Below are 14,466 nucleotides of genomic sequence, written 5' to 3'. Positions count from 1 at the left end.
CATGATTATGGAAAGAACCCCTCCTAGAGGGGTCCCTACCTAGCAAAGATTTTTGGCATTTGCACTTTGGGCTTCATATCGTTTGATTGTTCCAAGTTTTCCATCTACACGATCAGGATCAATAACGGTTAAGGTTACGCTATGTGTAGAAGCCTGTTGACGTTGTGCATCCACCGTAAAGTTTGATTTTACACGGCACAAGTACAGTTCTGTTTGATAGCCTTGGATAGACCCGTCCTTTTGTTCAAATTGACCATCATGAATGACATGGACAGTAAGAGGCACATCCTTCGTACTAATATCCAACACGTCTACAACTTCATTACGTTTGTAGTTTACGTAAATATCCACGTCTTTTAAGGAAGAATGAAAAGATAGCGTACCGCCATTTACGGTGTACTCGTTCTCTTTTGGAGTAGCGTTTGTCGTTTTCTTTAAAAGCTTGTTGCCTTTTAGGGTACGAACAGAAATTTGAGGGTCTTTATGCAGGGCAGCTCCGAAAACAAGATCGACTTCGAATTTGCCGCCCGTTTCTTTTACAGTATTCTTCTCTTCTAATACCCAAACAAAGCCATCCTCATCGTACGATACTCCACTAAGAGCAACTGGATACACGATAACCACGGTTTTACCTGCAAGAGCATCATCAAACGTGATTGTTTTACCTGCAAGTGTTACTTTAGATGTTACGTCTGTTCCGTTGATCGTACTCTCATACGCTTTATGAGCAGGATTTGATACGGATGCTTCAGAAAGCGTACCCTGATAAGGTGCAGAAGATGGTACCTGTACCGCTTCCGTCACCATTTTATAGGTGGCACCACTAACACCTTCTCGTAATTTTGAGCCAAGAGCCAGACGGACAAGGTTTAAGTCAAATTTTGCATCTTCGGCTGTGATATCAATCGTCTTTTTTCGTAAAAGGGTATCAAGAGCAACGCTAGAGTCCCCACCTTCAATATCTTGCATGTCAAGCTGAATATCCAAGCGCATGTTGTTCAACGTACCAATCGTGATTAATTCATCACAATTAGGCAATTTTGCCATAAATTTACCTGCACCCTTAATTAGCATTTTCTTATTCTTCGTTGTACTCATGTATAAAACCCTCCTCTAATCATCTCAAAACAATGGTTATAGTAATTCGTGCTTCCTTACGCTTTTTAATAGGCTACACCTTTGAAAACCTCTGAATCTATCAATTCCTAACCAAAACATGAAGGTCAGCGTTCTCTGATCAGTAACGCCTACCATATGCGTATAGATTCGAAACACAAAATACTACTAGCACCCATCATCTTTTTCATGGTTCGTATCACAATATAAGTAAAAGCAGTGCAGGCTTTAACTAACCTGCGTATGGAAACGAGTTTTTTTCTGTTTATCTTTTCTTTTAACTAAAATGAACGTGTTGTTCGTGTAAGCCCTCTTTAAGACAACACGTGCTTCAAAAGTCATTTGTAAAGAAACTCTCTTCTCTTCATACAAGGACGACAGCCTTCAATCACCGTTTTAGGAATATACAGTTGTTTACTAGGTGACTCAACTTCATGCGGAAATACAAGATCTCCATAAGCATTCATTACTTTTCCTGTTTTCTCTCCCAAACAATGCAAGCAGGTTTGCGGCTCTCCTGTAAATCCTTCCGCAAAATAATTTTGTTTTGCCTTTTCCGTTACGTAGCGGAAACCACATTGTACACATTTCTCTAATTTTTGCATTGTATCCATCCAATCTACTAGCAATCAACCAATTCTTCCATCTTTCATTTATAGCTCTGCTTTCGGTTGTTTACTACATCTCAAGTATTCCTATTTCCACTTCTTGTGCCTCAAGAAAAAAATGAAAAGTTTCGCAACCTTTCCTTAGGATAGAACCACTACTAAAAAAGTAAGGTGCAATATTTACAATCGAAAAGGCTACATGGCAAGCTCTTGAATAACTCTATAAAGCTCCTCTTTACTTTTTACGATTACATATACTGGCGGCTCATGCTCGATAAAACTAACAAACTCTAGTGTATATTCTGCTTTTTGTTGACTATTAACGTATATATCCGTCATCACAATACCTTTTTTGAATCGGAAAGCCAGTCCCATGAAATAGGTATCCCGACCGAAGCTGGACGTAATTTGTTTACAAAGGTTGTCTAACAATAGGATCATCTCCCTATTCGCAAAGATGGTTTCCATTTCAATATAAGTGAGCGGCAAGCATTGTTAACAATCTGTGTTCAAATAATTAGCTGCCCCACTCCATTGCTCCATTTACAGCTGACAGTTGTTCATGAAATACAAAACCCTCTCTGGTTACATTGAAAGAGAGGGACCTTCTTTATCTATAAAGATATCATTTGAAGCTGTACATTTTGATGGAACACAAACTCAGTCATTGTCCCGTTCATAAGATTGCTACTTCTTTTCTATAGAAAGGATTTCTTCTATGAAAAAAAAGAAACATCTCGATTTAAAGAAATTAACCTATTATCGAATTGAAAAAACAGGCATTAAAAAGCCTGTCTCACGAATAAGAATCGTAAAAGGAAAGCCTGTTGAGCAGACCTATGATCAGGAGGTTTTACAACGAGTCTATTACACCTATCAAGATTTTCAGACTCTTCGACTAGAAAAATTGGGGGTAAATCTACCCATTGATAACAAGGGGTTTACCACGATTAGTAATTATTTTTTGGACTTCTGGGGTGCTGTTATGGGAGCAACAGCCACTTCCCTTTTTATTCACCTTACTAGATATTGCTATGGAGACAAGGACTTCTGCTTTCCTGACTTACCTACGATCGCCGTAAAAATGAAGATGACAACCACGACCTTACATAAATATATGGATATTCTTGAACAGCATGGCTTTATCTTTCGATTTTGGTTACAGAATCCTGAAGAGAATAATAATGATTGTGGAATTATCTATAAGGTAAGACGTACTATTCCTATTTTAAGCAGAGAGTTGGTTGAAAATCTGTCTAAGCCCTTTCAATCCATGCATGATCAATACATGGAACAGGTCATGGAGGTTACGCATATTGAGCTTGCAGAAAGTTACGATTACACCAATGATTTCGAGAAATTACGCGAAAAAGGTAAGCTTGGTAGGCTCCCGATTGACCTTTCACCTGCGGAACGTATCGTATATGCTAAAAGGAGGATTACAGCTATTATGGATCAAAGGAGCATAGCAGATGAACAACTGTGGATTAACGTGCTAGCTTATATCCGGCAACGGCTAACTCTTAATTCATTTAAAACCTGGTATGCCGACACGTTTTGTATCTCAAAAGAGAAAGAACTTATAATCTACGCCAAAAACGCATTTCATCGGGATTGGCTATCCAGTCGTTATCGGGAATTAATTATAGAGGCTCTCCACGATGCATCTCATTTTTTTGAATTTGAACAAATAACTTTTATGGCCTGTCTAGACGAAAACGAATAAAGTTTCTTTGAACTTTTGTTTCTTTCCATAAACAATATTTTATGGGTTGCCCATTAAAATCCTATGGGCAACACCCGAGTTCTATAACAAAAGGCTGATACGATTTTTATGGGTAGGTTATCCACAGATTTTTGGCCCATAAAAAAATGATCTGGTCAGGGCAGATAAAAAAGAGATCGGCATCTGCCCATAAAAAAACTATGAACATCAAAAAAACTAAGTCTTTATCTTTTCCTTATTACTTAATTTAAAGAGGAATGTTGTTTCTGATGTAAACTTATTACGAAGCTTGAACAAAAGAACCTATGACATATTGTATTCATATGTATGGGCTAGAGGAAATTGTATTTTTTCATTCACATCTACAAAGAGATGCTACTGTAGCGTATCCATATTTTTAAAGCTACGTTTTTCATAACTCAAAATAACAAGCTGGGTTATTCTACTATACCACCCAGCTTTTGGACCGAATTTTTACTTTTCAAAAACAAGAGGAGTTCTAACCGAAATAGAACTTACTTTTCGAACTGAAGAATCGGTATCTATCTGGATAAAAATCTGATTTTTCCCTACATTATAATACATCTCATAGCCACCATAGGCTTCATTATCATAAGCATTCGTTGGTTCGCCTAAGCCTTGTCGAATATCATGTTCTGTAAGCTGAACATTGTAATAGGTTGGTTCGACCGTTATTCGGTTAAGCTTAGTAGTTGGCTTTACTTGATTTAACTCTTCTCCGCAGGAATCATGGTCATAAAAGAAATTGGCAGTGGTCTTAGCGTGGTCATAGCTATACGTCCAGCATTCAACATTTGCCACTTTAGGCTTGCCATAGGCTTTTACTATTTCATTATAAGCGGTTCTTATTGAAGTCGTGATACCTTTCAGCTTACCTTTTTCCGCTTGCTCTTTTATATCGAGGAGCAGCTTGCTCTTGGTCGAATCGAGGGGTTCAGTAGATTTATCAGTAGATTTGTCTGTAGTTGCTTTGCTTGTTGCCCCTGAATCAGTTGAGTTTCCTTCTTCTGTTTTTCTTATGCTTTTCTTTTCTGTCGCCACTTCTTTTTTCACTTCTGAAATTTGGATGTTGACGTCCTTGTCTGCTTGTTCCGATGTAGAACAGCCTACTAATAATAGCGAGATAGCTGTGAATATTGCGAATACATGTGCTATTTTCATTGTGTGTCTCCTTTCTTATAAGAGAAATCATTATATTGTCGATGACGAAAAATAATGACACCGCCCTTTCAATTGTAAGATATTGGTCATTTCACTTCAATATAACTCTGATGATAATGTAATGGAAGTATCTAGTCTTTTACATGAATAAAAAAAGACCCAGCGCGAGGCTAGGTCTCTTTTGTTTGTATAGACGATCAATTAACGAAGTAATTGAAGTACGCCTTGAGGTTGTTGATTAGCTTGTGCAAGCATTGCTTGAGCTGCTTGACTCAAGATGTTGTTTTTCGTGAAGTCCATCATTTCTTTTGCCATATCAACGTCACGGATACGGGATTCTGCAGCTGTTAGGTTCTCTGCAGTTGCTCCCAAGTTGTTGATTGTGTGCTCTAGACGGTTTTGGTTTGCACCTAGTTTAGAGCGCTCTTCGGATACTTTGTTAAGAGCGTTGTTGATGGTTGTGATTGCTTTGTCTGCTGCTTTTTGAGTGGAGATGTTAACACCTCTTGTGTCATCAACCTGAGCTGGGTTCGCTGCATCTGCTTTTGCTGATGTATACGTTTTTCCAAAAGCAGCGGTTGCAACTGTACCAGCAGCAGTACCGTCATCCTGAACTTCTAATCCAACTTTCTTTAATGCATCTAATACGTCAGCTTTCGTAGCTTGAACTGCACCCGCTGCATCTTGTTTTAAAGTTAATTTGACATTTCCATCTTTATCGATGGAAGCAGTAGTTTCTGCAACCGCAGCCGCTGCTTTAGCAGCAACATCAATTACAATGTCTGTTTCACCATCACGATTCGTAACCTTAACACCAAGTTCACCATGCGTTGTTTCATTTTTTAGTCCGTTCACACCAAGCTCTGAGTTGCTCATGTCGTTGATGCTCAATTTGATGCTTTGTCCTTGGTTAGCACCGATATGGAATGTTTTGTCTTCGAAAGAACCATCCAATACTTTTTGGTTGTTGAATTCTGTGTCTGTAGAAATACGGTTGATTTCTTTGGACAATTCATCAACCTCTGCTTGTAGCTTTTGACGGTCAACGCCTTCGTTGGTGTCAGAAGATGCTTGAACTGCTAGTTCGCGCATACGTTGTAGGATGCTGTGTGTTTCAGTTAATGCACCCTCAGCAGTTTGGATCAAGGAAATACCATCTTGCGCATTTTTAGAAGCCATTTCTAGACCACGGATTTGACCACGCATTTTTTCAGAGATTGCTAGACCTGCTGCGTCATCACCTGCACGGTTGATACGAAGACCAGAAGACAATTTCTCCAAGTTTTTACCAGATGCGCCAGTGTTTACACCTAGTTGGCGGTGCGTGTTTAGTGCTGATACGTTGTGATTAATTCTCATGATTTGTTACCTCCGTGTTTTTTATTTCTTGAACCATCCATTTGTTCAAGATGATGTTGTGTTGGCATTTTAAATAAAATTACTTCATTCAAAAGACAACTGATACAGCCACCTCTATAGGCTAGTAGTAGCTCTACACCTAGTACCTATCATTCAGAAAATATGAGTTAGGCGACTATTATTAATATCGGATTCGCTTTATAAAACTTTACAGTACAGCAGAATGTTTTTTTATTCAAATTTTTCTTGCAATTTATTGTGGATTACAGCACTAATTTTTACAAAAAGAAAAGACCTAACTGATTCGTTAGGTCTTTTCTTATCATTATCATCGCTCAATTAACGAAGTAATTGAAGTACACCTTGAGGCTGTTGGTTAGCTTGTGCAAGCATTGCTTGTGCTGCTTGAGTCAAGATGTTGTTTTTCGTGAAGTCCATCATTTCTTTCGCCATATCAACGTCACGGATACGAGATTCTGCAGCTGTTAGGTTCTCTGCAGTTGCTCCCAAGTTGTTGATTGTGTGCTCTAGACGGTTTTGGTTTGCACCTAGTTTAGAGCGCTCTTCGGATACTTTGTTAAGAGCGCTGTTGATGGTTGTGATTGCTTTGTCTGCTGCTTTTTGAGTGGAGATGTTAACACCTCTTGTGTCATCAACGTCTGTTAAAGCAGCTTTGGCTACTGTAATAGTTGGAGGTACTGCAGCTACAACATCAGCCATTTTAGTAGGATCATTAGCTTTTACTTCTAAACCTGCTTTTTTAAGTGCTTCCATAATATCAGCTTTAGTAGCTGTACCAGTTGTAGTAGTCTGGGCTAGTGTAACAGTAATTACATTGCTATTTTTTGGATCTACTGTAGCAGTAGTTTCTGCTACTGCAGTAGTACCAAGTGCATTAAATTTAATAGTAATATCGCTATCACCACTGCGGTTCGTAATTGCTAAGTCTTGTCCTACAGTATCTTTGGAAAGGCCGTTTACACCAAGCTCTTTATTGCTCATGTCGTTGATGCTCAATTTGATGCTTTGTCCTTGGTTAGCACCGATATGGAATGTTTTGTCTTCAAAAGATCCATCTAGTACTTTTTGGTTGTTGAATTCTGTGTCTGTAGAAATACGTTTGATTTCTTTAGACAATTCGTCAACCTCTGCTTGAAGCTTTTGACGGTCTACGCCTTCGTTTGTGTCAGAAGATGCTTGAACTGCTAATTCTCGCATACGTTGTAGGATGCTGTGTGTTTCAGTTAATGCACCCTCAGCTGTTTGGATCAAGGAGATACCGTCTTGCGCATTTTTAGAAGCCATTTCTAGACCGCGGATTTGACCACGCATTTTTTCAGAGATTGCTAGACCTGCTGCGTCATCACCTGCACGGTTGATGCGAAGACCAGAAGACAATTTCTCCAGGTTTTTACCAGATGCACCAGTGTTTACACCTAGTTGACGGTGCGTGTTTAGTGCTGATACGTTGTGATTGATTCTCATGATAATACCTCCGTGTTTTTGTTGTGTGGTCTTGAGCCATCCTATGCTCATGCTTATCTATAATAATCACTCTTCTTAAGTAGTATTTTGGGATAAAAACACCCTAAATGACTCGTAAGTCGAATGTTATTATCAATGGGAATGAGACGATAAAAATAATAATTTTAAGGAGAGAAGAAACCTATAATATCTAGGCTTCTTCTCATTTAGTTAATAGCTAGTCAATTAACGAAGTAATTGAAGTACGCCTTGTGGTTGTTGGTTAGCTTGTGCAAGCATTGCTTGTGCTGCTTGAGTCAAGATGTTGTTTTTCGTGAAGTCCATCATTTCTTTCGCCATATCAACGTCACGGATACGAGATTCTGCAGCTGTTAGGTTCTCTGCAGTTGCTCCCAAGTTGTTGATTGTGTGCTCTAGACGGTTTTGGTTTGCACCTAGTTTAGAGCGCTCTTCGGATACTTTGTTAAGAGCGCTGTTGATGGTTGTGATTGCTTTGTCTGCTGCTTTTTGAGAAGAGATATCAACACCAATTGTGTCATCAGCAGTAGCAGTTTTCAAAGCATTAGTAGCTGGAGCTGCTGGCAGAGTAGCAAGCTTTCCGGAAAGATCTAAATCTTTACCAGTTGCATCCTTTTTAGCGGATGCAAATGCTGCTCCAGAGTCCCTCAATGCGTTCAACACATCTTGCTTAGTAGCAGTGATTGCCCCTGCTGCTACACCATTACCACCAGCTTGTGCTAATGTAATAACAATTTTCTTGTTGGCTTCGTCGTATTTAGCCGTTGTTTTTTCAACAGCTTTTGCATCTTTGTCGCCCAACGCTGTATATTCAATAGAAAGATCATTAGCAGTAACTTTGCTGTTTACAATAATGTCCGTACCAGCCAATTCTAAATCTGCACCTTTGTTACCATTTACACCAAGATCTTTATTGCTCATGTTGTTGATGCTCAATTTGATGCTTTGTCCTTGGTTAGCACCGATATGGAACGTTTTATCTTCGAAAGAACCATCCAATACTTTTTGGTTGTTGAATTCTGTGTCTGTAGAAATACGTTTGATTTCTTTAGACAATTCATCAACCTCTGCTTGAAGCTTTTGACGGTCTACGCCTTCGTTTGTGTCAGAAGATGCTTGAACTGCTAGTTCGCGCATACGTTGTAGGATGCTGTGTGTTTCAGTTAATGCACCCTCTGCAGTTTGGATCAAGGAAATACCATCTTGCGCATTTTTAGAAGCCATTTCTAGACCGCGGATTTGACCACGCATTTTTTCAGAGATTGCTAGACCTGCTGCGTCATCACCTGCACGGTTGATGCGAAGACCAGAAGACAATTTCTCCAGGTTTTTACCTGATGCGCCAGTGTTTACACCTAGTTGACGGTGTGTGTTTAGTGCTGATACGTTGTGATTGATTCTCATGATAATACCTCCGTGTTTTAGTTGTGTAGTCTTGAGCCATCCTATGCCCAAGCTGATATATAATAATCACTCTTCTTGGGGTAGCACATTGTTCAGAGGATCGATGCATATTCACGTGCTTCCACCTTCTTATGCACTTTTGCCCCATACGTACTACTTCACAATAGAATGTTATTACTGATGAAAGGGTTCGTTCCTTTTAGCTGTTCATAGCCAGTCAAACTACTCTTTCCCTAGATTGTAGGTTCAAAATCAGCTTGACTATTATTACTATCGGAATTAGTAGTAGCATCCTTAACAGTTTCTAAAAAAATTTTCTTACAAAACTGCACTCTTATGAAAACGTAAAGATTTACCCCAAAAAAATGTTATTTATTTGTTACTTCATACCTTTATTTGCAACGTTTTTAACAACCATTCCCAACTATTTCATATCTACATTTGTATTGCAATACACTCCCCATCCTTAGGAATCATGAGCTGAATAGAGCTTCTCTTCTTTATAAGCGATTCTGTAAATCTACTCGTGTTACTAGGCAGTGATTAATCGTATCCATATGCACCATAATTATAGTAGATGCTCAACTTTATCAGCACTATCAAATTGAACTCTATATCTTCTTGAGTTAATCTTGCTGATATTTCTATAAAATCCTATCTGCATGGTTGCTGAACTTAATGATAGAATGCAACTACTTTCAAATCGGATATGCGAATTTGATGAAGTTAATTTTAGACTTTATCCGGTTGTTTATAAGCTAATCTTGTGCAATCAAACAGACCAAAATCAGTTAAAAAGATTGGTCCACCAAATCAATATTTTACGATTATATGAATTACTTTATTATCCTTTTTATTTACATTAATTGTTAACAACCTTATAATATAACGAAACTATTATATTGGAGGGATTTGGAAAGTGAATTTTAGATTAGTTACATTTGTACTTTTACTCAGCTTAGTTAGTCAAACCATTTTAACACCGTTTCAAGCATTTGCTGCTTCAGATGAACTTTCTATCATCAGCAAATCTGAAGCACAAAAAGAGTCTACGGACTTACATCAGGGTTCTGAAGAAGATATTTCCCCTGATGACACAACTACTATTCTCCCCACTGAATCCTCTGAAAACAGCGAGGATATAGAATTAAAGGAGCAAGTATCCAGAGATACAACTGATTCTATTGAAAAGGAACCCGAAAACAATACAAGTGATACAAATAAAGATAGTACTGTTTTAGAAGAAGTAGAAGAAGTAGAAAAAATAGAAGAATCAGAAGAAACAGAAGCTAATGTTGATGATTTCAAGAAGCGTAACAAACGTGCAATCGTAGCAGTAAAAGAGGAGGTAACTGTACATAAAGGAGAAACAATTGTATTTGAAAGTGATACAGCTATATCAATATCAAGTAATGCAACAAGCTCTAAAAATAACCTTTACCAATATATAAAGTATGACACTAAGGGTGCACCTGTTGAGTTTTTTGAAGATGCTCGAGGTGGAAAAACTATAAAAGGTAAAATGATCGCTACAGTCATTACTGATGAACCTGTAACCTTTACATACCCTACAGGGGTAAACGTCTCATTTCCTAACACCCCTGCATTGAGGACTGTTGAATTAGAAGGAAACGAAAGCTATACATTTACAAACACTTCAGATTTCAAATTTTATGTGAAAGCTAAAGGAGGAACGAAAAGTCCCTCTCCTAAATATGATTTTTCTCTTTATGACTCTGATGATAATTTAATCAAAGCTTTAGTAGCTCAGGGGTCTGGATCTCAAGCAGGTGGGGTTCTTTTAAAACCGGGCGAAAAAGCTGTTGTAACCACAATTTCAGGTGATTCTATTAGATTTTTAGCCCCATTTGATTTAACAACAGGTGGACATAGTGATACCCCTGCATTGAACAGAACAGAGTTAGCTTTGGATGAATCGTTGACTCTTACCAATATAAGTAATAAATTAATTTATTTGCAAACGAATGCTTCATCTAAAAAACCTTTTAAGTATGTAAAATACAAAAGTAATGGAGAACCCGGTCTTCTTAATCTAAAACAGACAACAAACACTTCAATAAGTCCTGGTGAAACAATTGTAGTATCACCGTCAACAAGTGAGCCTGTAACATTCATTTACCATCCCCTTCAGTTCCGCAATGAGGATGAATCTGATCCTCCTTTATATGAGCAAGTATTGCAAAAGGGTGACAGTTATTATTTTGATAATTTGAGTGACTTTCCATTAAGTCTGAAAGAAATCCGAGTTTCTTCCTCTGATAAATTTGATTATCAAATTTATGATGACGAAGGTAATTTTGTCAGAGAGTTTGTGAATACATCAACACCCCCAAAATTATCACCTAATGGTAGAGCTTTAATTAGTAATGTATCAGATAACCCAATTACCATTTACAGCCATTATAGATATTTATCTTCTACAGACAGCTCTGAACCAGCTCTTGAACGTGTTGTGTTACATGAAGGAGAAACAATTGAATTTGTTAATATCTCTGATAAAGCACAAAAAATCCGGACGGATACTTCTAAAAAGGATGACAACCTAGTTCATATGGCTAAGTACAAGTCTGATGGTTCGATTAGAAGTGATGCATTTTCGTACCTTTGGGGTTCGGTTGTTGGAACAAATTCAAAAGAAAAAACGGTTTTACAAAACGAAAAAATCGTATTTTCTGGAATTTCTAAAAACCCAGCTACATTCATTTACAATAAAGATAACTTTTCCATGCGTTATTCTAAGAAGGAAGCTCTCACCTATAAACTTTTACATCAAGGTGAAAGCATCACTCTTTATAATAACACTGATCATGATACGTTACTTAAACCATTTGGGAAACGCGAAAAATCTAAATACAACTACATACGTTATTTAGAGGATGGCAGAACTCAAGAATATGAAGGTTATATTAACAATACAGCGTTACCAGCCCATAGTCGTGTAACGATCACCCTTTTAAGTGAAGAACCAATTACATTCTATGGACCGGCTGAACTTATTACTAAAGCAGCCAGTATGCTCCCAACATACAATACGCTTGAGCTTCATTCATCTCAAACATTAGACCAAGAAAATACCGATACTCTTTATTACAAATTTACAACAAACAAATCAGGATTACATCGCCTGTTTACTGACTCTATTGACGTTAATAGCACTGATATCAAAATATACGAAGATCCTCAGCTAACTACATTAATTACGGAGAGTGCCGAAAACATTACGCTTGGATCCTCTCATTATAAAAAAGCGGAAGCACTTTTGAGAGGAAACCAAACCTATTATGTTCAACTAACAGGTGCTAACTCCGGCAGAAGCATTACTCTTGAAGAGGATTTTGATTCAACGCCTCAAGATGCAACACTGGGTACTCTCAATGCTATTTATGACTTTGATCTCAGTTCAGTATTTGACATTGATTATTATCGATATATTTTATCTGAATCATCTCACCTGAACATTATTCTTCCAAAAGGAATAGCCACTATTGAAAATGGAAACGGGGATATTTTAAAAACAATAGTAGCTGGCAGTGATGATACTGTATTCATACCCGAAAATCCCGGCGTTTATTTTGTAAAGCAACAATTAAATCCTGATGAACCTCAGTCTCGAACGAAACGAAGCATTGGAAGTAGCAAAGGAAAATTTGCTGTTAAAGATTTAACCCCTACTCCGATCTTTACTCCTATCGTTTCAGTGCCTGGTTCTAAACAACCTGTCTCTTTTAAATGGAAATATTTAAGTCCACATAACAAAACTATTTTTGAAGTTTACTTAAAAGTTGGTGGGAAAAAGAAATATTTAGTTTATCGTAACGAAAAAAATGAGTTATTTGAAGCAAATAAAAACTACAGTTTCCTTTGGGATGGGTTTATAAATGTAAATCAAGAAGGTTTCGGGGCTTATGCAGGTAATGGGCGATACACGGTATCTATTTTTGCTGAGGATGCTCCTCAATTTAAATATGAAGCCGATGTTATTGTAAATAATTCTATTGCCGCTGCTGAGATTAATGCAGATTTATTGATATCTAAATATAACAGTACGATTCCACAGGCTAAAATTTCAGAAATGCAGATGCTCTTGGAGAAAATGAGCTTTTATGAAGGCGAATTTACTGGGAAATATGATACTGAAACATTGATGGCAGTAATCGCATATGAAAATGTTCTAAATAAATGGAGTCGTCAATTAGCTGTAGAAGTATATACAAAAGGGACAGGTTATTTTTCTGAAGTTGGACAAATAGATAACAGACTCCTTAATTACGCAAAAATAGATGCAGGTTTAGGCCGTGATAAATTTGGAAGTATATATGATATATTTTACACTGGAGATGTCTTAATACTTTCTGAAGTGGCTTCAAGTGTAGCTGGAGTTGCATATGAGTCTATTATCCTTACTAAAAGAGGATCTCAATTAGTTAAGGAAACGGCTAAAATTTTGAAGTCAAGTAAAGTTGAATCGGTTATTAAAGTTTTTGATAAAAGTGTAATAAAAATAGAACATATTTTTTCAAAAAAGCACATTAATAATGGAATAATGGATCTAGGAAAAAATCAAAACGAAATACTAGAAAAATTTATTAACACAGTAAAAACAGCGGATAGTAAAGGGATGCTCAAAGAAGGAATGAACCAGATTCAAACCATAATTAACGGGCATGAAGCCGAGATTCGAGTTTTTGTTTCTGAAGGAAAAGTACTGAATCTGGATGGTTTTAAGGGGTTCTCTACACGAAAAATGGGAAACAGTATTAAATTCCCTTAGAAAAGGAGATATTCATGGAAAAGCAAGAACTGTTCAAGAACATATTAGATTTATCACCATCTCATGATATAGAACAAATTGAATCTTTTATAGATAGCTATCTTCATCTTCATCCCACTGACATTGACATATTGATTCGTGGTGCTGTCTTAGTTTTAAGTCCCCCTGTTGCTGATGTATATAAAAGCTTAGATTATTTAGAAAAAGCGTTAACCATCGACCCTACTAATCATAAAGCTTGGTTTATTCTTTCCCATATTCATGAAACAAGACTGGGAGGTATTGACATCAGGGTTATCGACCATCTTTCTACGTTACATCCAAAGGAAAAAGAAACCCAATCTATCATTGAATTAATAAAAGGATGGTATTCTTGTAAAATTGATGACCTAAACAATTATAAAATCCATTTACAGAAATCAATTGATTTAGCACCTAACTTCGTTTTTAATCGTGTAGAATTAGGAAAGCTTCTATTAGACCTAGGGTATAAAACAGAAAGTAAGCATCAATTTAAGATAGCTCTTCAAAACGTTGTTAAAATATACACTATAGAGGAACCAATTATGGATTTAACTGATTATGATGAATTTATTAATGAGAACATCAAAGGGATATACCTTACAGAAGTAGTGGTTGCTGGTTATAAAAAATATCTATAAAAACCCAGGGCATTACTAAGTACATCTTAGAGATGATTTTTATCTCAAAAAATCGTATAAAAGCCCATCTCTAGTTAAAGCTTGAGATGGGCTTTCTATTCTTTTAATACCAGT

10 protein-coding genes are annotated in these 14,466 nt (G+C 37.1%); 3 read left to right on the top strand and 7 right to left on the bottom strand.

Features of this window, described 5'->3' with window-relative positions:
- Window positions 1-39 precede the first annotated feature (39 nt).
- The 3 genes from GOP56_RS03230 to GOP56_RS03220 all read right to left on the bottom strand — a co-directional run bounded on the left by GOP56_RS03230 (window position 40) and on the right by GOP56_RS03220 (window position 2,165).
- On the bottom strand, window positions 40-1,098 hold the full coding sequence (locus GOP56_RS03230) for a hypothetical protein (protein ID WP_163244483.1): 1,059 nt from the start codon (window positions 1,096-1,098) through the stop codon (window positions 40-42).
- Window positions 1,099-1,454: 356 nt separating this feature from the next.
- Window positions 1,455-1,721, bottom strand: a complete 267-nt coding sequence (locus GOP56_RS03225) for a hypothetical protein (protein ID WP_163244482.1) — start codon at window positions 1,719-1,721, stop codon at window positions 1,455-1,457.
- Between the two features lie 198 nt (window positions 1,722-1,919).
- Window positions 1,920-2,165 (bottom strand): hypothetical protein, encoded by a 246-nt coding sequence (locus GOP56_RS03220; protein WP_254068579.1) that lies wholly within the window; start codon window positions 2,163-2,165, stop codon window positions 1,920-1,922.
- A 277-nt stretch (window positions 2,166-2,442) separates the two neighbouring features.
- On the opposite strand from GOP56_RS03220, the gene GOP56_RS03215 reads away from it, so the two are divergent.
- Window positions 2,443-3,450 (top strand): DnaA N-terminal domain-containing protein, encoded by a 1,008-nt coding sequence (locus GOP56_RS03215; protein WP_163244480.1) that lies wholly within the window; start codon window positions 2,443-2,445, stop codon window positions 3,448-3,450.
- A gap of 474 nt (window positions 3,451-3,924) precedes the next feature.
- Here the strand turns inward: GOP56_RS03215 and GOP56_RS03210 are convergent, their stop codons facing one another.
- From GOP56_RS03210 to GOP56_RS03195, 4 genes are all read right to left on the bottom strand, one after another.
- Window positions 3,925-4,632, bottom strand: coding sequence for a hypothetical protein (locus tag GOP56_RS03210; protein ID WP_254068577.1), 708 nt, complete (start codon window positions 4,630-4,632; stop codon window positions 3,925-3,927).
- 201 nt (window positions 4,633-4,833) lie between these two features.
- Window positions 4,834-5,991, bottom strand: coding sequence for a flagellin N-terminal helical domain-containing protein (locus GOP56_RS03205; RefSeq protein WP_163244479.1), 1,158 nt, complete (start codon window positions 5,989-5,991; stop codon window positions 4,834-4,836).
- A gap of 339 nt (window positions 5,992-6,330) precedes the next feature.
- Window positions 6,331-7,476 (bottom strand): flagellin N-terminal helical domain-containing protein, encoded by a 1,146-nt coding sequence (locus GOP56_RS03200; RefSeq protein ID WP_163244478.1) that lies wholly within the window; start codon window positions 7,474-7,476, stop codon window positions 6,331-6,333.
- A 225-nt stretch (window positions 7,477-7,701) separates the two neighbouring features.
- Window positions 7,702-8,898 (bottom strand): flagellin N-terminal helical domain-containing protein, encoded by a 1,197-nt coding sequence (locus GOP56_RS03195; RefSeq protein WP_163244477.1) that lies wholly within the window; start codon window positions 8,896-8,898, stop codon window positions 7,702-7,704.
- A 919-nt stretch (window positions 8,899-9,817) separates the two neighbouring features.
- Between GOP56_RS03195 and GOP56_RS03190 the strand changes: the two genes are divergently transcribed.
- Both GOP56_RS03190 and GOP56_RS03185 read left to right on the top strand, forming a co-directional pair.
- Window positions 9,818-13,690, top strand: coding sequence for a polymorphic toxin type 35 domain-containing protein (locus tag GOP56_RS03190; protein WP_163244476.1), 3,873 nt, complete (start codon window positions 9,818-9,820; stop codon window positions 13,688-13,690).
- A gap of 14 nt (window positions 13,691-13,704) precedes the next feature.
- On the top strand, window positions 13,705-14,352 hold the full coding sequence (locus tag GOP56_RS03185) for a tetratricopeptide repeat protein (RefSeq protein ID WP_163244475.1): 648 nt from the start codon (window positions 13,705-13,707) through the stop codon (window positions 14,350-14,352).
- Window positions 14,353-14,466: the final 114 nt, after the last annotated feature.

Source organism: Brevibacillus sp. 7WMA2 (assembly GCF_010748895.1).
Classification (GTDB): Bacteria; Bacillota; Bacilli; order Brevibacillales; family Brevibacillaceae; genus Brevibacillus_B; species Brevibacillus_B halotolerans.
Note: the sequence above shows the minus strand (reverse complement) of the source record. Positions and strands in the feature narration are given on the sequence as shown.

What these genes read in the sequence shown, in the direction of transcription:
- GOP56_RS03230 (WP_163244483.1), bottom strand. Translation starts at nt 1,098, where the DNA reads ATGAGTACAACGAAGAATAAGAAAATGCTAATTAAGGGTGCAGGTAAA.
- GOP56_RS03225 (WP_163244482.1), bottom strand. Translation starts at nt 1,721, where the DNA reads ATGCAAAAATTAGAGAAATGTGTACAATGTGGTTTCCGCTACGTAACG.
- GOP56_RS03220 (WP_254068579.1), bottom strand. Translation starts at nt 2,165, where the DNA reads ATGATCCTATTGTTAGACAACCTTTGTAAACAAATTACGTCCAGCTTC.
- GOP56_RS03215 (WP_163244480.1), top strand. Translation starts at nt 2,443, where the DNA reads ATGAAAAAAAAGAAACATCTCGATTTAAAGAAATTAACCTATTATCGA.
- GOP56_RS03210 (WP_254068577.1), bottom strand. Translation starts at nt 4,632, where the DNA reads ATGAAAATAGCACATGTATTCGCAATATTCACAGCTATCTCGCTATTA.
- GOP56_RS03205 (WP_163244479.1), bottom strand. Translation starts at nt 5,991, where the DNA reads ATGAGAATTAATCACAACGTATCAGCACTAAACACGCACCGCCAACTA.
- GOP56_RS03200 (WP_163244478.1), bottom strand. Translation starts at nt 7,476, where the DNA reads ATGAGAATCAATCACAACGTATCAGCACTAAACACGCACCGTCAACTA.
- GOP56_RS03195 (WP_163244477.1), bottom strand. Translation starts at nt 8,898, where the DNA reads ATGAGAATCAATCACAACGTATCAGCACTAAACACACACCGTCAACTA.
- GOP56_RS03185 (WP_163244475.1), top strand. Translation starts at nt 13,705, where the DNA reads ATGGAAAAGCAAGAACTGTTCAAGAACATATTAGATTTATCACCATCT.